Origin of the sequence: Pseudoduganella sp. LjRoot289, assembly GCF_964252925.1 — a bacterium.
Classification (GTDB): domain Bacteria; phylum Pseudomonadota; class Gammaproteobacteria; order Burkholderiales; family Burkholderiaceae_D; genus Rugamonas.
The window spans coordinates 6511111-6528403 of sequence record NZ_CAXUPN020000001.1 but is presented as its reverse complement, the minus strand read 5'-3'; the positions used below and the strand labels follow the sequence as shown (position 1 = coordinate 6528403).

Genomic DNA, 17293 nt, shown 5'->3' with positions numbered 1-17293 from the left:
ATATATCCATGTCCACTCCTGCCTTGAACAAGGCGGACTTCACGGCTTTGTCTGAATTCCGCTACCAGATGCGGCGCTTCGAGCGCTTTTCCGAAAACGCGGCGCAAGCCGAGGGCATCACGCCCTTGCAGTACCTGCTGCTGCTGCACATCAAAGGCTACCAGGGACGCGACTGGGCCTCGGTGGGCGAACTGGCCGAACGCCTGCAAGCGCAGCAGCACGGCGTGGTGGCCCTGCTGAGCCGCTGCGAAGCGGCCGGCCTGGTGCGGCGCAAGGCCAGCGCCACCGACCGTCGCCGCGTCGAGGTGCATCTGCTGCCTGCCGGCGAGACCGTGCTGTCGCGGCTGGCCGCCATCCACCGCGCCGAGCTGCAATCGCTCACCGGCGTCTTCGTCGTCCCCCAACCGGCAGCCCAGGCATGAGCTCCTACGATATCCGGCGCGACTTCAACGGCGATGCGCGCCTCATCCCGATTGCCGCCATTGCCGCCGTTATCGGCGTGCTCAGCACCGGCACCGCCTGGCTGCTGCTGCGGGCCATCCACCTGTTCACCAATCTGTTTTTCTTCCGGACCCTGTCCGACGCCTTTCATACGCCGGCGGCCCACACGCTGGGGGCCTGGGTCATCGCCGTGCCTGTCATCGGCGGCGTGGCCATCGGCCTGATCGCCCGTTATGGTTCGGAACAGATTCGCGGGCATGGCATCCCTGAAGCGATAGAAGCCATCCTGTTCAACCGCAGCGCCATGTCGCCCCGGGTCGCGGTGCTCAAGCCGCTGGCGTCCGCCATCGCCATCGGCAGCGGCGGCCCCTTCGGCGCGGAAGGCCCCATCATCATGACCGGCGGCGCCGTGGGATCCCTGATCGCCCAGCATTTCCACGTCAGCGGCGCGGAGCGCAAGACCCTGCTGGTGGCAGGCGCTGTGGCCGGCATGACCGCCATCTTCGGCACCCCCATCGCCGCGCTGCTGCTGGCGGTTGAACTGCTGTTGTTCGAACTGCGGCCGCGCAGCCTGCTGCCGGTCGCCGTCGCCTGCGCGGTGGCGGGCTTCCTGCGCCCACTCATCATGGACGCCTCGCCCCTGTTTCCGCAGCAATCCCAGCCCATGCTGCCCATAGCGCTGCTCTCTTGCTTGATCGCCGGCGTCCTGTGCGGCGCGCTGGCCTGGCTGCTGTCGACCGCGCTCTACCGGGTGGAAGACGGCTTCCACAAGCTGCCGCTGCACTGGATGTGGTGGCCCGCGATCGGCGGACTGGCCGTGGGCATCGGCGGTTACTTGCAGCCGCGCGCCCTGGGCGTGGGCTACGACGTGATCAGCGACTTGCTGCAGAACCATTTAGCCGCGGGGGTCGTGGTCGGCCTGCTGCTTGCGAAGGCTGTCATCTGGCTGCTTGCCCTGGGCTCCGGGACATCGGGCGGCGTGCTGGCGCCGCTGCTCATGTTGGGCGCGGGCGTGGGTGCGCTGCTGGGTCCCTACCTGCCGGGCGGCGCGCCGTCGGCATGGCCGCTGGTCTGCATGGCCGCCACCTTGGGCGGCATGATGCGGGCTCCTATCATGGCAACCGTGTTCGCCTACGAGCTGACGCACGACGCCCAGGCCCTGCTGCCGGTGCTGACGGCGTCGGCGGTGGCGTACGGCTTCACCGTCATCGTCATGCACCGCTCCATCCTGACGGAAAAGATCGCGCGCCGCGGCCGCCACATCTACCGCGAATACGGCATCGATCCTTTGGAGCGCCACAGCATCGACGAAGTGATGAACGCCGAGCCGGTCGCCATCGAGGCAGAAGCCCTCGCGGCCGACGTGCTGGCGTCGCATTTTGGCGCCGCGCAGCGCCACCGCGCCTATCCGGTCACGCTCCAGGGCGCCGTGATCGGCATGCTGGACCGCGCGGCCCTGGCCGCAGCGGGCCGGCCGGCCGCCCGTGTGCGCGAACTGTTCGGCGTCAACGCGCCCATCGTCGCGCTGCGCGGCGAGACCTGCCGTACCGTAGCGATCCGGCTGGCCGTGCATGGCCTCGAGCGCATCCCGGTCGTGGCCGATGCAGCCAGTCGCGAACTGGTCGGCGTGGTCAGCCGCAGCGACCTGATCAAGTCGACGCTGATCCTGCACGATGAGGAGAATGCGCGGCACCGCTTCCGCCGCCTTTCCTTATGGCGGGGCAAGCCCGAATAAGGGAACCTCGGATAAGCCCCAGTTTGTCGTTCCCGCCTGCGGGAACGACAGGTATTTCGGGCTTCCCCAAGGCGCGGCGGCCGTCGCCCGCGAAACAGGCGGCGCTGGCTTTCCCGCTCACGACTGTTGCCCGTCGCAAGCTTGATGAAAGCGTGCGGCGCGCGACTGGCGCGCCATGCGCCAGATCGTCACGCTATTGACGACGGCAATCACGACCTCGAGCGCGGTGCCGCCGATCGACCCGGCGATCACATTGTTGGCGATCCACAGCCCTGTTCCGCAGAGCATCACCAAACGCATCGGGATCCCCTGCAACAAAAACAAGGCCAGCGTGCCGAGACACGACGCCGCCAGCGGCAGCCAGTCACTGGCATGCTTTGCCAGGGCCAGCCCGAGCGCAAGATTGACCGCGATGATCGCCGCCGCCAGCCATGCCGAGCGGCTGCGCAGCGACAGCAAAGAGCGCAGCAGCGACATGCTGGAGCTGGCGACCGCGGTCGGATTGCCGAGCAAGGAAAAGTGCACCACGTAGGCCAGGCACTCGCCGGCCATGAACAGCTTGAAGCGCCGGTCGTCGGTTTGCAGGAAGGAGCCGACGCCAAGCACGAAGGCGGCATAGCCGACGCATTGCGCCGGCGAAAACCAGTCTATGACCATGAAAGTGATGCCAACTAGAAATGAAACCGGCCTCGGGCCGGAACGGATCACGCTGCGCCAGCCATCCAGTCCGGCGCAACGCGAACGGGACCGCTATTGCGACCGCTGCGGACCGGACAGGGCGAGCGAGCGCGCGGTATGCGCCTTGGCCACCGGGGCGGCGGGCGCGTGGCCGAGCTTGAACACGCTGACCACCTCGGCCAGGCGGTCGGCCTGGTCGTGCAGCGTGCCGGCCGCCGCCGCCGACTCTTCCACCAGCGCCGCGTTCTGCTGCGTCACCCCATCCATCTCCGTGATCGCCTGGTTCACCTGGTCGATGCCGCCGCTCTGCTCCCGGCTGGCGGTCAGGATCTCGCCCATGATGTCGGTGACCTGGTGGATGCTGGCGACGATTCTTTCCATGGTGCCGCCCGCCTCTTCCACCATCGTGCTGCCAAGATCGACCTTCTGCACCGAGTCGTCGATCAGGCCCTTGATTTCCTTCGCCGCGGCGGCGCTGCGTTGCGCCAGGCTCCGGACCTCGGAAGCCACGACGGCAAAGCCGCGCCCTTGCTCGCCCGCGCGCGCCGCTTCCACCGCCGCATTCAGCGCCAGGATATTGGTCTGGAAAGCGATGCCATCGATCACGCCGATAATATCGACGATCTTGCGCGACGAGGCATTGATCGATCCCATGATCGCGACCACGTTGGTCACGACCGCACCGCCCGTGACCGCGATGTCCGAGGCCGCCAGCGCAAGCTCGTTGGCGCGCTGCGAATGGGCGGCATTCTGTTGCACCGCCGTGATCAGGTTTTCCATCGACGACGCCGTTTCTTCCAGCGAGCTGGCCTGTTGCTCGGTGCGCGCCGCCAGGTCCTGGCTGCCCGAGGCGATCTGTCCGGACGCCGTGGCGATGGACTCGGTGCCGTCGCGCACCTGGTTGACGATGGCCGCCAGGCCGTCGTTCATCAACTTCAAGGCGTGCAGCAGTTCACCTGTTTCATCCTTGGCGCTGCTGTCGATATCACAGGTCAGGTCGCCGCCGGCCACGGTCTGCGCGACCTTGAGCGCCTCCTTGAGCGGACCGGTGATCGAGCGCGTGGTGTAATACGCCAGGCCTATGCCCAGCAGCACGGCCGCCGTCCCCAGCCCGAGCATGGCGGTGCGGGCGTGGCTGATATGCTGCTCCGCCTGCGCGCCGCTGGCTTCAACCAGTTTCTTCTGGTAGCCCGTCAGGGCCTGGATCGATTCCTGCAGCACGTCCAGCGCCGGCAGCGTTTCCGCCTGCATCATCTGGGTGGCCTGCTCCCGCTGGTCCTGCGCGATCAGTTTGCCAACCGCGCTGAACGAGGCCACGTAGGCCTTGCGCTGCTGGCGGATCCGGGCCAGCAGGCTCAGGCCGTCGGGGTCGACCAGGCGGTCCAGCGTCTCCAGCGCCACGTCGATCGCTTTCTTGTTGACGCCTATGCGTTGCGTGATCTGCGCCGATTTGGCAGCGTCCCGCTCGATCAGCAATTCCATGCTGCAGCGCGCGTTGGCCCGGGTCAGCAGGCTGACCGTGTTGGCCGCCTCCGCCCTGACCCAGTCCAGTTCGATCAGCTTGCGGTTGATGTCGCCGATGCCGTGCAAGCGCAGCAGCCCGACAGTGATCAGGGCGATCATCAGCGTCAATACGACGCCGAAGCCGAGCGCCATGCGCGCGCCGATTTTCATGTTTGCAAAACTCATTTTTCGTCCTCTTACCGATTTATTGTTGTAAAGCTGTGCGGGCTATGCCGCGACGCCGTCGAACTGTAGCGCAAGATTCCGGCCGCTGCGCAATATATGTTCAAATCCGGCGGCCGGCAGCGGCTTGCTGAAGTAATAGCCCTGCATTTCTTCGCAGCCGTGCCGGCGCAGGTAGTCCAGCTGCGCCTGCGATTCCACCCCTTCGGCTATCACCCTGAGCTTCAGGTGATGCGCCAGCGAGATGATAGCGACCACGATCGCCGCGTCATCGGCATTGGTCGCGATGTCGCGCACGAAGGACTGGTCGATCTTCAGCACGTCGATGGGAAAGCGCTTCAGCGAAGACAGGCTGGAATAGCCGGTGCCGAAGTCGTCGATCGACACTTGCACGCCGGCCCGTTTCAGTTCGGACAGGATGTGCACCGCGCGCTCGACATCCTGGACCACCGAACTTTCAGTCAGTTCGATGTCCAGGTACTGCGGCGCCAGTCCGGTTTCGCGCAGGATGGCCGTGACCATGCTGACCAGGTTTTGCTGGGCGAACTGCCGCGCCGACAGGTTTACCGCGACGCGCAACTGCCCGAGGCCGGCTTGTTGCCACGCCTGGCACTGGGCGCACGCCGTGCGCAGCACCCAGGCGCCGATCGGGACGATCAAGCCGATTTCTTCTGCCAGGCCGATGAAGCGAGCCGGCGCGATCATGCCCAGGGTGGGATGCTGCCAGCGCACCAGCGCCTCCATGCCGACGATACGGCCGCTGCGCAAGTCGATCTGCGGCTGGTAGTGGAGCAGGAATTCCTCCTGCGCGAGCGCGCGGCGCAAGTCGCCTTCGATCTGCAGCCGCCCCAGCGCTTCGGCTTTCATCGACTCGGTAAAGAACTGGAAGCTGTTGCCGCCCTGCTGTTTGGCACGGTACATGGCGACGTCGGCATGCTTCATCAGCGTGTCGGCATCTGCGCCGTCGCCCGGGTAAAGCGCCACGCCCAGGCTGCAAGTGGGAAAGAACTCGCGGCCCTCGATGGTCAGCGGCTGCGCCACCACGTCGAGTATGCGCTGCATGGCCGCTGCGGCGGAGCTCGCGGTCCGGTCGGGCCGTTCCGACATGAGCAGCACGAATTCGTCGCCGCCCAGCCGTGCCACCGTGTCGGTGCTGCGCACCGCCGACTGCAGCCGGCTGGCGATTTCCTTGAGCACGATGTCGCCGGCCTTATGACCGGCACTGTCGTTGACGAATTTAAAACGGTCCAGGTCGACAAAGGCGATCCAGATCGGCGACGCCGAGTTCGCGTAGTGGCCGATCGCTTGCCGCAGGCGATCCTGCAGCAGGGTGCGGTTGGGCAGGCCGGTCAGCTGATCGTGGCTGGCCTGCATGCGCAACGACTCCTCCAGCCGGTGCTGCTGCGTGATATCGCTGCCGACGCTGTCGACGCGGCCTATGCCGGGCGCCGCGCCGGCGACGAAGTGGGCCTCGTATCGTATCCAGCGCTCCTCCCCATCGGGGCGCACGATGCGATACTGAAACGTGGTGCAGCCGACATCGACCAGGCTCTTCGAGAGGGCGATCACTTTTTGCCGGTCCGCCGGATGGACGCACTTGAGCCAGAGGTTGGGATCCTCGTAAAACGCCGTGGCCGGCCGGCCGTACATGCGTTCCACCGCCGGGCTGACGTAGTTGATCTTCCATCCGGGAAAATCGAAGGTCCAGAGCACTTCGCCTATCGATTCCGTAATGCCCACCAGTTCTTTTTGCTTGAACTGCATGGCGCGCTCAACTTCGCTGGCATAGGCCTCGGACGCCTGGCGCGAGGACTGCAGCGCCCGTACCAGGGAAAAGCCGCCGACGCTCAGCATTGTACCGATCACGACGGCCAGCAAGGGCAGCCCGTCGCGCGGGCCGCGGCCAAATTCCGGCAGCGCCGTCACGTGCATCTGCCAGGTGCTGGCGCCGAGTTCGAGGTCCTGCCAAAGCGCGGGCGCTTGCCGCCCGGCCGGGACGGCGCCGCCGCTTTGGAAGACCAGATGGGCGGGACCGGCCCGCTCGCCGGTCCCCGCGCTGTAGAGGTCCACGTGCAATTGCCCGAGCCGCTGCGGATGGAGCGCGCTGCGCAGCATGCTGTCCACCTCGATGCCCAGGAACACCACGCCGTAGAATTGATCGCGCCGCTGGGCCAGGCTGGCGGGCGTCCCGCCGCCGTGGTACAGCGGCAGGTACAGGACCACGCCGTCGACATTGCCCGGATCGGCAAATAAACGTACGCGGCCGCTTGCCGCCCATTCCCCGCTGTCCCGGGCTTGCTCGATGGCGGCGCGGCGTTTGGGCTCGGCCGCCTGGTCGGCCCAGGCACCGCGCCGGTTCCTGGCGATGGGCTCGATGTATTGGATCAGGAAGGAGGTTTGCGGCATGCCGCTGCCTTGCGTAAACCCCACCGCCCTGACCTCGGGCAGACGGCGCTCCAGGTCCAGCGAGGCGGCGATCTTCTGGAAGCTGAGCCGCGACATGTCGGGATGGACGGCAAACTGCGCTTGCACACCCCACAGGACCTCCGTGTAGGCGTTGACGTGCCGCTCCACGCTGTATTTTGCTTCATTGCTTTGAAGGTAAAGCCGCGTCGACAATTCGTGCTCGGCCTGGCCTTGTATTTGCCAGCCAGCAATGGCAGTCGACAACAAACCGACCGCCAAAATCAGCCAAGGCAGCCACGCTTGCTTTCTGCGGATCGCCGCAGTCCTTGTGATCGGCATGTATTAAACCTTCGCTGCCATTCCATATTCCAGAAAATAAAAAACGCCCGCCCAGCCTCGGCATCATGCCAAGCCAGACGGACGTCGTTGTCCTGCCGGTCCCTCGTTAGACCGGTTTTGGGTGAGGCGATCATTGCCGCCCCTCGTTATACCAAGCAACGATCATGCCCAGAACCACAGTCCGTTACGCCAGAGGAAGCAAGCGGTGATTCTCACGGCATACGCCCACGCAGCGAGCGATCCCGGTGCAGCCGCGCCCGCTATTGGTGCAAAATTGGGTGAGAAATCGTTTTCAAACAGCACCGCACCGGCAGTCTATCGCCAAAAAGCAAATGATTCCTTGGCAAAGCCATTTTGCCCTGCTATAATTGCGCGCTCTTGGCCTGGTAGCTCAGTTGGTAGAGCAGAGGATTGAAAATCCTTGTGTCGGTGGTTCGATTCCGCCCCGGGCCACCAAAGAATCGAGCAACAAGCCCAGCCCACATGGTTGGGCTTTTTGCTTTCTGGCGCCTGTGCCCCGATTTGGGAAATGCCCGGTTTATGCTTTCTGCCTTGCGTTTTCTTTTGGGGTCAATCCACGGCCCGCTTTCCCACATCATCAAGTCGCGCTTTAGCTTTCCCTGCCTGGCCCGGCGTGATCTCGGCGCGGCCGCTGGTTTTATAGTGAGGATCCACGATACTCGCGCGGCGTCTTGCCATAGCGGCGCCGGAAGGTCTTGCTGAAATGGGACAGGTCGTTGAAGCCGCGCGCCAGCGCGATCGTTGAGATGGTGCGCGGCGCCAGCACCGGGTCGCGCAAATCCGCCGCGATCCGCTCCAGCCGGCGGTGCCAGATCAAGCGTCCCAGCGACGTGCCTTCCGCCTCGAGCAACTTGTTGATATAGCGCGGCGACAGCCGTAGCGCCTGAGACACCATGTGCGGGTCCAGATCGGGGTTGGCCAGATGCGCCGCGACGAAGGCATGCACCCGCATCAGCGCGGCGGTCGTGTGTTGGGATAGGCAAAACGGCGTCTTGCGCGCCACGTCGGCCAGCATGGCGTTCACCAGATCGGCGAGATTGCCGCCAACCCGGCGGGCCGACAGCGCATCGAGTTGGGCGGCGTGCGCGGCCAGTTGCGTCACGTATCCCATCACCAGTGGGAACAGCTCGCTGGCGAGCGCCAAGTCCCGATTGATCAGGGCATCGCTTCCGGTCACTCCCCCCGCCATCATCACGTGGGGAATTTGCAGCACCAGCATGTGCACATCCTCCCGGTTCAGCATTGTGTAAGGGCGCGCGCCATCCACGAAGGCGCCGCTTCCGCGCCCCAGCTTGACGTGCCGGCCTTCCTGCGCGCACTCCAGCACGCCCGATGTGACTATGGTGAATTGCAACACGTCGCTGCCGCGCCGGCTAAGCAGTTCGGAAGACTGTTCCACCATGAGCGGGCCGATACGGATATCCCTCAATCCCAGGTCACCGACACGGGACAACGCCAAATCGCCATGGAAGCGGCGCTCTCCCACAGCCTCGAAGTGCACCGGACAGGCGGGCCCGCTCGCCTCACGCCAGTAATCGAGCTCTTTACCGGGCGGGACGTGACGCGTCGATATCGAATGTACTGGCAGTCCCGGCGGCGCTGTCGGGTGATCCTTCATCCTGGTCTCCTTCTGGCGGCGCCTCCACCGCGTTCGCACAAGCTGCAAGCATGCCGGGACTAGACGCCGGCGTCCATCAGTCACGCCTGACTTCGCCGTCAGACATGACGCCAAGTGATGTAAGGGAATCCTGACCGCGGCCGCGCTTCACGGCACATGCGGGGCACGCCCCCATCCCGCTTCTGCACAAAGGGCCGCCTCGGTCGAATCCATGTACCGCCACAGACAAGTTGTGTTGCAAGATGGAAATTACAATTGCCATCCAATTTATATCAACGTTCACAAGGAGAAACCGGATGGCAGGAAGGCAAATAGCCGCAGCAGCGATCCTCGCAATGGCTGCGGGTACGGTACTGGCCGAGGACAGCCAGCCGATGTTCAAGGTGACGGGTTTCAGCACGCTTGGCATCGCTTACTCCAGCATGCGGAACGCGGACTTCGTTTCCAACTACTGGGTTCAACCAAACGGTGTCGGCAAGACGCGGGACTGGAGCACCAGTGTCGATAGCCGCGCCGGTGCGCAAGTCAACGCCAAGCTGAGCAATGAACTGTCTGCCGTGGTGCAAATCGTTTCGGAGCAACGCTGGGACAATTCCTACCGGCCTTTTGTGGAGTGGGCCAGCCTCAAGTACGCTTTCACGCCGGATTTCAGCGTCCGTGCCGGTCGCGTTCTCGTTCCCACCTTCATGTGGTCGGAGTCGCGCAAAGTGGGGTATACCAACCCCTGGATTCGTCCACCGGTTGAAGTGTATAACCTGCTAGTGCTAACGAATAACGACGGTGTCGACGCCACCTACCGTTCCACGCTCGGCGGCGTCAAGAACAGTGCAACGCTCATGTATGGGCAGACCAAAAACACGAACAGCGGTGGCGCAAAATCGAAATTCAAGCAGGGCATTAGCTTCTCCGACACCATCGAATCCGGCAATCTCACCGCCCGCCTTGGCTACGTACAGACGAAGATGGACATGCCAGCCCTCGCGTTCTTAAACGCCTTTGGCTGTACGGGTTGCGAAAGCGATGTGCCGCTCAAGGTCGCCACCGCCGGCTTCTCATACGACGCCAGTGATTGGTTCGTGATGGCCGAAGGATCCCGGAGCACGGTCAAGAAGCGGCCATTCGACATCGGCGGTGTGAGAACCGGCGCCTACCTGACCGGCGGTGTCCGTTTGGGCGCCTACACGCCCTACCTCACCTATGGACAAATGCAGCAAACCGCCGCCCCGACGGTGTTCCCGGCAAACCCGCAGCAATCGGCTTCCCTGGGCCTGCGCTGGGACTTCATGCGTAACGCCGACATCAAGGTGCAGTATGACCACATTCGCCCCGGTGCCGGATCGACCGGTCTCTTCATCAACGCGAGCGGCGCAGCGGGCGGAAACGTACTCAGCACCGCCGTCGATTTCGTATTCTGAACAGGGAGATACCATGTCGTCTAAGCATAGCCTTCAGTTACCCATGCTCGGCCTTCTTTTGGCGCTGACGGCCGGCGGCGCGTCGGCGGAAGTCGTGGCAATCATATCGGCAAAAAACGCGACGGCTGCGCTGTCGGGCGAGCAGGTGTCGGACATCTTCCTGGGGAAGACATCGACGTTTCCAGGCGGCGCAACTGCGGTGCCGTTGGACCAGGCGGAAAACTCGCCGCAGCGTGAGGAGTTCTATAACAAGCTCGTGCACAAATCGGCAACGCAAATGAAGTCCTATTGGTCCAGGATCATCTTCTCCAGCAAGGGCGAGCCGCCACGGAATCTGCCGGACAGCAAGGAAATCAGAAAGGCCGTCGCCAACGACCCGAACGCCATCGGCTACATCGACAAGAGCAGTGTTGACGCCTCCGTCAAGGTTGTGTTCATTCCTTGATTTTCAAAGTCCATGGCCGCAAGACGGCGGCCATCCTGCTTGATCTGTTTTATCGACGTGATCGTCGCGCAAAGGAATCCAATTAAATGAGCATCAAACGCAGAATCTGGACCTTGCCCGCGGTCGCCACGATGTTATTTGGCGTCGGCCTGACCATCGCTGTCTATTTCACGACCGGGGCCATCGCATCGATCAATGCCACTGCGGAAATCGACTATCCGCTGCTCGACCAGACTAAAGCCCTGGGCTTGGAGGTGAACCGGGTCAGCGCCACGCTCAGGGAGGCGGTCTCCGAGGGGGACAAGAAGCGCATCGCTCTCGTGGGCGAACAAGCGCTCAAGGTGCGCGAACGAATCAAAGCGCTGGCGGCGATTCCGGGGCAAGGGCCGCTGGCCGAACGCCTGGGCAAGGAGTTCGACGATTACTATGTGCCGGCGCTGAGCGTTGCGCGCATCATGCTGGAAATGGAGCAAGGCGACGCGGGCCCGGCCATCGGCCCCATGCAGAAGAGCTTGACGATACTGGAGGCCGACCTAAGCCATACCAACGATGCGGCACAACAGCAATTCAAGGCTGGCGTCGCCGATAGCGATGCCAGTGTGCACAAGGTCCTGTACACGAATATCCTGGTGGCCATCGTGGTGATCCTGAGCCTCGCGCTGGTGTCGCTTTACGTCGTCCGCTCGATCTGGCAACAGCTGGGCGGCGAGCCGGAGTACGCCTGTGCCATCGCGCATGCCGTCGCGGCCGGCGATCTGTCGATGGAGATCGCCACCAGCGACGGCGACCAGCGCAGCGTATTGGCTGTCCTGAAACTCATGCAAGGCAAACTGGGCGGCATCGTCTCGGACATCAAGCTCGCCTCCGAGACGATCAGGGTCGCCAGTGCTGAGATCGCCTCCGGCAACGCCGATCTGTCGTCCCGTACCGAATCGCAGGCCAGCAGCCTGGAACAGACCGCCAGTGCGATGGAAACCCTGACCGGTACCGTCAGGCAAAACGCGTATCATGCGCGGCACGCCAATCAGCTGGTGGTCACGGCCTCGGATGTCGCCGTCAAGGGCGGCGACGTGGTCAGCCAGGTGGTCGCTACCATGGACGATATCAACACGTCGGCCAGACAAATCGTCGATATCATAAGCGTCATCGACGGGATCGCGTTCCAGACCAATATCCTGGCCTTGAATGCGGCGGTGGAAGCGGCGCGCGCCGGCGAACAGGGCCGCGGATTCGCGGTGGTCGCATCCGAAGTGCGTAACCTGGCGCAGCGCAGCGCCGCCGCCGCCAAGCAAATCAAGGAACTGATCAACACCTCTGTTGAAAAAGTGGAAATCGGTTCCCGCCTCGTCGGCCAGGCCGGGCGAACCATGGATGAGATTGTGTCATCGGTCAAGCGGGTCACCGACATCATGAGCGAGATTACGGAGGCCAGCCAGGAACAGAGCATGGGGATTGGCGAGATCGGCCAGGCGATCACGCAAATGGATATGATGACCCAGCAAAATGCCGCGCTGGTGGAACAGGCTGCTGCGGCGGCGGCATCGCTGCAGGACCAGGCCGGCGTGCTGAACACCAGCTTGGCCATATTCAAACTGTCAGCTGTCAAACGGACTGTTGTGCCGCAGCATCTCCTGGCACTCCCAGCTGCCAGTACAGGCACGAGTTCCATATCGCGCCGCGCAGCCGGCTCGACAAGGATGAACGTGGCCGATAGCTGGGAAGAGTTTTGAACAGTACAGCACCCTGCACTATGCAACGGAGCGCAGAGAACACAAGCTCGCCCAATACCCACCCATGCAAGCGGGCGTTGTCCTTTCTCGCGTTCGCCGCCCCCGGCCGCGTCAGAATTCTTCCCAATCACTATTAACGGACGGGGCCGCATTCACCACCTGTTTGGGCTGTACCGTCTCCGCCGGACGCCCGGCATTGCGCGTGGCGGGCGCGCGCGATGCGGAGCCCACTGCCGCCACCGCAACATGACGTCTTGCCGCACGCAACGGCGTCACGGCGGCCGCATGCGTTGCATTGAGCTTGAACACGCTGACCACTTGCGCCAGGCCGCCGGCCTGGTCTTGCAGCGATCCGGCGGCGGCGGCGGCCTCTTCCACCAGCGCCGCGTTTTGCTGGGTGACCTGGTCCATCTGGCTGATGGCCTGGTTGATCTGATCGATGCCCGAGGTCTGTTCCTGGCTGGCGGCAGTGATTTCGCCCATGATATCGGTCACGCTCCTGATGCTCTCGACGATGGCTTGCATGGTCGATCCGGCCTCATCGACCAGCCTGGCGCCGATATCGACTTTTTCGACCGAGTCGCCGATCAGGGTCTTGATTTCCTTGGCCGCGGCGGCAGAGCGCTGGGCCAGGTTGCGGACCTCGCTGGCCACCACGGCAAAACCGCGCCCCTGCTCGCCGGCGCGCGCCGCCTCCACCGCCGCATTGAGCGCCAGGATATTGGTCTGGAAGGCAATGCCGTCGATCACGCCGATGATGTCGACGATTTTCCTGGACGATGCGTTGATCGACTCCATGGTCTCGACCACCTGCGACACGACCGTCCCGCCTTTGAGCGCCACTTCAGAAGCCGAAATCGCCAGTTGATTGGCTTGGCGCGCATTGTCCGCATTCTGTTTGACGGTCGACGTCATTTCCTCCATCGAAGACGCGGTCTCCTCCAGCGAACTGGCCTGCTGTTCGGTGCGCGACGACAAATCAAGATTGCCGCTGGCGATCTGGTTCGATGCGGTGGCGATAGTGTCCGCGCCGCTGCGTACCTGGCCGACGATATTGACCAGGCTGTCGTTCATATCCTTCAGCGCTTGCAACAATTGCCCCGTCTCGTCTCGCGCTTTAACCTGAATACGGCTGGTCAGGTCGCCGCGTGCAACGGTCTGGGCTACCGTCACCGCCTCACTGATGGGGAGCGTGATCGACCGTGTGACCGACCAGGCGATGGCTGCGCCCAGCACCATCGCAAGTCCGGCCAGGGTCAGGGTCAGCATGCGCGCCGACCGGTACGCCTCGCCGGCCAGGGCCACATCCACCTTGTTGTTCGCTTTTTGCAGTTCGATGTTCTCGTCCATCGCGTCCTGCCATTTCGCCACTGCGGGTCCGGCCTCCTTGATCAGGAGCTCGGTCGCCTCGGTGTCCTTGTCGGCCCTCGCCAACGCGATCACCTTGTCGTTGAGCGGATTGGCCACCCGGCGCGCTTCGTTTATCCTGGCGCGGATAGCCTTGCCCTCGGCGCTCGCTGCCGTCTTTTCCAGCGCAGCCAAGGAAGCGTCATATTTGTCGCGCGCGGCGGCGACCTTCTTAAGTTCCCGTTCCATGGCCTCCGGCTCGTTAAGGAGCACGACCGTGCGTATCACTCGCGACACGATGTGGACGGATTCCGACATGTCTTGCACCAAGTTCATCTTATAGACATTTGCGTCGACAATATCGTCAATCGCAAGTTTCGTGCGGCTCATGCCGTTGATGCCGACTCCCGCCACAACTGCCAACAACAACAACACGATGCCGAAACCGATGCCCAAGCGACCACCAATTTTGAGATTTTTCATCCTTATCTCCTTTTTCTTTTTTTAAACAAAACTTACGCTTCCAGTCTGTCGATCAAACCTACCTCGTCGCTGGACATCAGTTTGTCGATGTCGACCAGGATCAGCATGCGCTCTTCAACCGCGCCCAGGCCGATCAGGTAATCCGTATCCGGCAGCGCGCCCATCTCCGGTGCTGGCTTGACTTGCTCCGCCGTCAACGTAATGACGTCCGACACGCTATCGACTACCATGCCCATCAAGCGACCATCAATATTGAGAATGATCACGACAGTGAACTGGTCGTAGGTCGGGGTACCGAGATTGAACTTGATGCGCATATCGATGATCGGCACGATGATGCCGCGCAGGTTGACCACGCCCTTGATGAACTCGGGTGCGTTGGCGATCCGGGTCACCGCTTCGTAACCGCGCAACTCCTGGACCTTCTGGATGTCGACGCCATATTCTTCCTCGCCCAAAGTAAAGGCAAGGAATTCGAGGGCTTGCTTAAGCTCCCTCGCCTGTGAGGCAGAACCGGCTGCCGGTGCGATATTTTGTGCCGTACTCACTCAAAAACTCCTAAAAATAGCAATATGCCTGGAAAATCAATTGCAAACAGGCGCCATTGGCCTGTCGCCGGTCACCATCGGGAGGGGACGCGAAACTTGGCCATGTTGTGGTCAAGCGGGGATGGCAACGAGGTGCATTTGCCAGTTAGCGGGGTGCCGCCTGGGTTCGACTTCGATGCGAGGACGGGGGCCGAGGCGAGCGGGAGAGGCGCTCGGCCGCGTCAGAATTCTTCCCAATCACTATTAACGGACGGGGCCGCATTCACCACCTGTTTGGGCTGTACCGTCTCCGCCGGACGCCCGGCATTGCGCGTGACGGGCGCGCGCGATGCGGAGCCCACTGCCGCCACCGCAACATGACGTCTTGCCGCACGCAACGGCGTCACGGCGGCCGCATGCGTTGCATTGAGCTTGAACACGCTGACCACTTGCGCCAGGCCGCCGGCCTGGTCTTGCAGCGATCCGGCGGCGGCGGCGGCCTCTTCCACCAGCGCCGCGTTTTGCTGGGTGACCTGGTCCATCTGGCTGATGGCCTGGTTGATCTGATCGATGCCCGAGGTCTGTTCCTGGCTGGCGGCAGTGATTTCGCCCATGATATCGGTCACGCTCTTGATGCTCTCGACGATGGCTTGCATGGTCGATCCGGCCTCATCGACCAGCCTGGCGCCAATATCGACTTTTTCGACCGAGTCGCCGATCAGGGTCTTGATTTCCTTGGCCGCGGCGGCAGAGCGCTGGGCCAGGTTGCGGACCTCGCTGGCCACCACGGCAAAACCGCGCCCCTGCTCCCCGGCGCGCGCCGCCTCCACCGCCGCATTGAGCGCCAGGATATTGGTCTGGAAGGCAATGCCGTCGATCACGCCGATGATGTCGACGATTTTCCTGGACGATGCGTTGATCGACTCCATGGTATCGACCACCTGCGACACGACCGTCCCGCCTTTGAGCGCCACTTCAGAAGCCGAAATCGCCAGCTGATTGGCTTGGCGCGCATTGTCCGCATTCTGTTTGACGGTCGACGTCATTTCCTCCATCGAAGACGCGGTCTCCTCCAGCGAACCGGCCTGCTGTTCGGTGCGGGAAGACAAATCAAGATTGCCGCTGGCGATCTGGTTCGATGCGGCGGCGATAGTGTCGGTGCCGCTGCGCACCTGGCCAACGATATTGACCAGGCTGTCGTTCATATCCTTCAGCGCTTGCAGCAATTGTCCCGTCTCGTCTTTGGAAGTCACTTCGATATGGCTCGTCAGGTCTCCTTCCGCCACCGTTTGCGCCACCTTGACCGCTACGCCTATGGGCCCGGTAATGGAACGGGTGGTGAGCCATGCAATCAACGTCCCCGACACCAGGGCGGCAACGGCCAGGCATACCATCAGTCTGAAAGCGCCCGTATATGAGGCATGCGCATCTACGACAGATGCGGCGGTTTCGTTCTCCTGCAACTCGATAAACGCCTGGAGCGCCTCCAGCCACTGGCGCTGGGACGGGCGAACTTCCTTCAATAGCACCCGGACGGCTTCCTCGTCGTGATTGAGGCGGGCCAGTCCGATCACTTTGTCCACCAACGGGTCCGTTTGCCCACGCGCCGCCTCGATCTTGACGAGCGCCGCCTTGCCCGCCAGGCTCTTGACGATTTCGGACAGCTTATTGAAATTTTCCAGATGTTTTTTTCGCTGCAGCATTATCCGATTCAATTCGGAGGCCATGTCCGCCTCGTCCGTCAGCATGACCGCGTTGCGCACGGCGATGGCGGTCGTTTGTACCGCATCCTCCATCTCCACCAGCAATTTGACTTTGACGATATTGTCGCCGGTGATATCGTCCAACTGATACTGGATGCGGCTCATGGCGGACAGGCCGAACACCGCCAGTGCGCACATGAACGCAAGGACCAAGGCAAATCCCCAACTCAGACGTGCGCCAATTTTCATATTTTTCATTTATCAGTCCCCTTTTTTAATTTTTTTTCAATAAGATTCGCTCCGCCGGCCGGTGGATCTCATCCATCTCGGTGGAGACGAGCAGCTTATCGATATCGGCCGGAGCAACCCGCCGCCAACAACAACGCTTAATCGAGCAAGACAGGGATGATGCGCAGGATGGGGGCATGAAAGCGCCTTCGCGCGGCGATAGTCGCTTTCAACCTGCTCGGATATTAACTTTATCACCGAATGCAAAACCCCCGACATTCGGAGAATCCCGATATTTCAGTAGGGAAATCCCTACCAATAGCGCTTTCTCAATCGCGCCATCCCCGCGCAGGCGGGATCTATTCGTCATTGGACGAAGATCAGGCCCCTACCGAATTCCCTACACAAGAATAAGAATCTCCCTATATCTTTTTTATAGCCGCCGCTATAAGAGTGCCGCTATAACGCCTTCACACTTTCACTATGAATAT

The 17293-nt window shown here is 62.5% G+C and carries 12 protein-coding genes and 1 tRNA gene; 6 read left to right on the top strand and 7 right to left on the bottom strand.

All coding sequences use genetic code 11. The annotated features are described in order from the left end of the window. Positions 1–8 precede the first annotated feature (8 nt). Both ACSQ8Y_RS28090 and ACSQ8Y_RS28085 read left to right on the top strand, forming a co-directional pair. A complete protein-coding gene (locus ACSQ8Y_RS28090; protein WP_436269667.1) occupies positions 9–422 on the top strand; it encodes a MarR family winged helix-turn-helix transcriptional regulator in 414 nt (137 codons plus the stop codon). After that, positions 419–2176, top strand: a complete 1758-nt coding sequence (locus tag ACSQ8Y_RS28085; protein ID WP_436269666.1) for a chloride channel protein — start codon at positions 419–421, stop codon at positions 2174–2176. Before ACSQ8Y_RS28090 ends, ACSQ8Y_RS28085 begins: the two co-directional genes overlap by 4 nt. Before the next feature lie 117 nt (positions 2177–2293). Here ACSQ8Y_RS28085 and ACSQ8Y_RS28080 read toward each other — a convergent pair whose 3' ends face one another. From ACSQ8Y_RS28080 to ACSQ8Y_RS28070, 3 genes are all read right to left on the bottom strand, one after another. Further along, positions 2294–2833 (bottom strand): YgjV family protein, encoded by a 540-nt coding sequence (locus ACSQ8Y_RS28080; protein ID WP_436269665.1) that lies wholly within the window; start codon positions 2831–2833, stop codon positions 2294–2296. A gap of 93 nt (positions 2834–2926) precedes the next feature. Continuing rightward, a complete protein-coding gene (locus ACSQ8Y_RS28075; RefSeq protein ID WP_436269664.1) occupies positions 2927–4543 on the bottom strand; it encodes a methyl-accepting chemotaxis protein in 1617 nt (538 codons plus the stop codon). A 42-nt stretch (positions 4544–4585) separates the two neighbouring features. After that, positions 4586–7210 (bottom strand): bifunctional diguanylate cyclase/phosphodiesterase, encoded by a 2625-nt coding sequence (locus ACSQ8Y_RS28070; protein ID WP_436269663.1) that lies wholly within the window; start codon positions 7208–7210, stop codon positions 4586–4588. Between the two features lie 455 nt (positions 7211–7665). Between ACSQ8Y_RS28070 and ACSQ8Y_RS28065 the strand changes: the two genes are divergently transcribed. Next, positions 7666–7741: transfer RNA gene (locus ACSQ8Y_RS28065), tRNA-Phe, on the top strand. Positions 7742–7943: 202 nt separating this feature from the next. On the opposite strand, the gene ACSQ8Y_RS28060 is transcribed toward ACSQ8Y_RS28065, so the two are convergent. Then, positions 7944–8924, bottom strand: a complete 981-nt coding sequence (locus ACSQ8Y_RS28060; RefSeq protein WP_436269662.1) for a helix-turn-helix domain-containing protein — start codon at positions 8922–8924, stop codon at positions 7944–7946. Positions 8925–9220: 296 nt separating this feature from the next. On the opposite strand from ACSQ8Y_RS28060, the gene ACSQ8Y_RS28055 reads away from it, so the two are divergent. From ACSQ8Y_RS28055 to ACSQ8Y_RS28045, 3 genes are all read left to right on the top strand, one after another. Further along, the gene (locus tag ACSQ8Y_RS28055) at positions 9221–10339 is read left to right on the top strand and encodes a hypothetical protein (protein ID WP_436269661.1); all 1119 of its coding nucleotides are present in this window, start codon (positions 9221–9223) and stop codon (positions 10337–10339) included. Positions 10340–10352: 13 nt separating this feature from the next. Beyond that, the gene (locus tag ACSQ8Y_RS28050; RefSeq protein WP_436269660.1) at positions 10353–10784 is read left to right on the top strand and encodes a phosphate ABC transporter substrate-binding protein; all 432 of its coding nucleotides are present in this window, start codon (positions 10353–10355) and stop codon (positions 10782–10784) included. 86 nt (positions 10785–10870) lie between these two features. Next, positions 10871–12514 carry a methyl-accepting chemotaxis protein gene (locus ACSQ8Y_RS28045; RefSeq protein WP_436269659.1) on the top strand — a complete coding sequence of 548 codons (1644 nt, stop codon included), beginning with the start codon at positions 10871–10873 and terminating at the stop codon, positions 12512–12514. 111 nt (positions 12515–12625) lie between these two features. Here the strand turns inward: ACSQ8Y_RS28045 and ACSQ8Y_RS28040 are convergent, their stop codons facing one another. From ACSQ8Y_RS28040 to ACSQ8Y_RS28030, 3 genes are all read right to left on the bottom strand, one after another. Then, complete coding sequence (locus ACSQ8Y_RS28040) at positions 12626–14344, bottom strand: methyl-accepting chemotaxis protein (protein ID WP_436269658.1); 1719 nt, start codon at positions 14342–14344, stop codon at positions 12626–12628. Positions 14345–14376: 32 nt separating this feature from the next. Then, positions 14377–14892, bottom strand: coding sequence for a chemotaxis protein CheW (locus ACSQ8Y_RS28035; protein WP_436269657.1), 516 nt, complete (start codon positions 14890–14892; stop codon positions 14377–14379). Positions 14893–15113: 221 nt separating this feature from the next. Then, the gene (locus tag ACSQ8Y_RS28030; protein WP_436269656.1) at positions 15114–16832 is read right to left on the bottom strand and encodes a methyl-accepting chemotaxis protein; all 1719 of its coding nucleotides are present in this window, start codon (positions 16830–16832) and stop codon (positions 15114–15116) included. Positions 16833–17293 lie beyond the last annotated feature (461 nt).

What these genes read in the sequence shown, in the direction of transcription:
- ACSQ8Y_RS28090 (WP_436269667.1), top strand. Translation starts at nt 9, where the DNA reads ATGTCCACTCCTGCCTTGAACAAGGCGGACTTCACGGCTTTGTCTGAA.
- ACSQ8Y_RS28085 (WP_436269666.1), top strand. Translation starts at nt 419, where the DNA reads ATGAGCTCCTACGATATCCGGCGCGACTTCAACGGCGATGCGCGCCTC.
- ACSQ8Y_RS28080 (WP_436269665.1), bottom strand. Translation starts at nt 2,833, where the DNA reads ATGGTCATAGACTGGTTTTCGCCGGCGCAATGCGTCGGCTATGCCGCC.
- ACSQ8Y_RS28075 (WP_436269664.1), bottom strand. Translation starts at nt 4,543, where the DNA reads ATGAGTTTTGCAAACATGAAAATCGGCGCGCGCATGGCGCTCGGCTTC.
- ACSQ8Y_RS28060 (WP_436269662.1), bottom strand. Translation starts at nt 8,924, where the DNA reads ATGAAGGATCACCCGACAGCGCCGCCGGGACTGCCAGTACATTCGATA.
- ACSQ8Y_RS28055 (WP_436269661.1), top strand. Translation starts at nt 9,221, where the DNA reads ATGGCAGGAAGGCAAATAGCCGCAGCAGCGATCCTCGCAATGGCTGCG.
- ACSQ8Y_RS28050 (WP_436269660.1), top strand. Translation starts at nt 10,353, where the DNA reads ATGTCGTCTAAGCATAGCCTTCAGTTACCCATGCTCGGCCTTCTTTTG.
- ACSQ8Y_RS28045 (WP_436269659.1), top strand. Translation starts at nt 10,871, where the DNA reads ATGAGCATCAAACGCAGAATCTGGACCTTGCCCGCGGTCGCCACGATG.
- ACSQ8Y_RS28040 (WP_436269658.1), bottom strand. Translation starts at nt 14,344, where the DNA reads ATGAAAAATCTCAAAATTGGTGGTCGCTTGGGCATCGGTTTCGGCATC.
- ACSQ8Y_RS28030 (WP_436269656.1), bottom strand. Translation starts at nt 16,832, where the DNA reads ATGAAAAATATGAAAATTGGCGCACGTCTGAGTTGGGGATTTGCCTTG.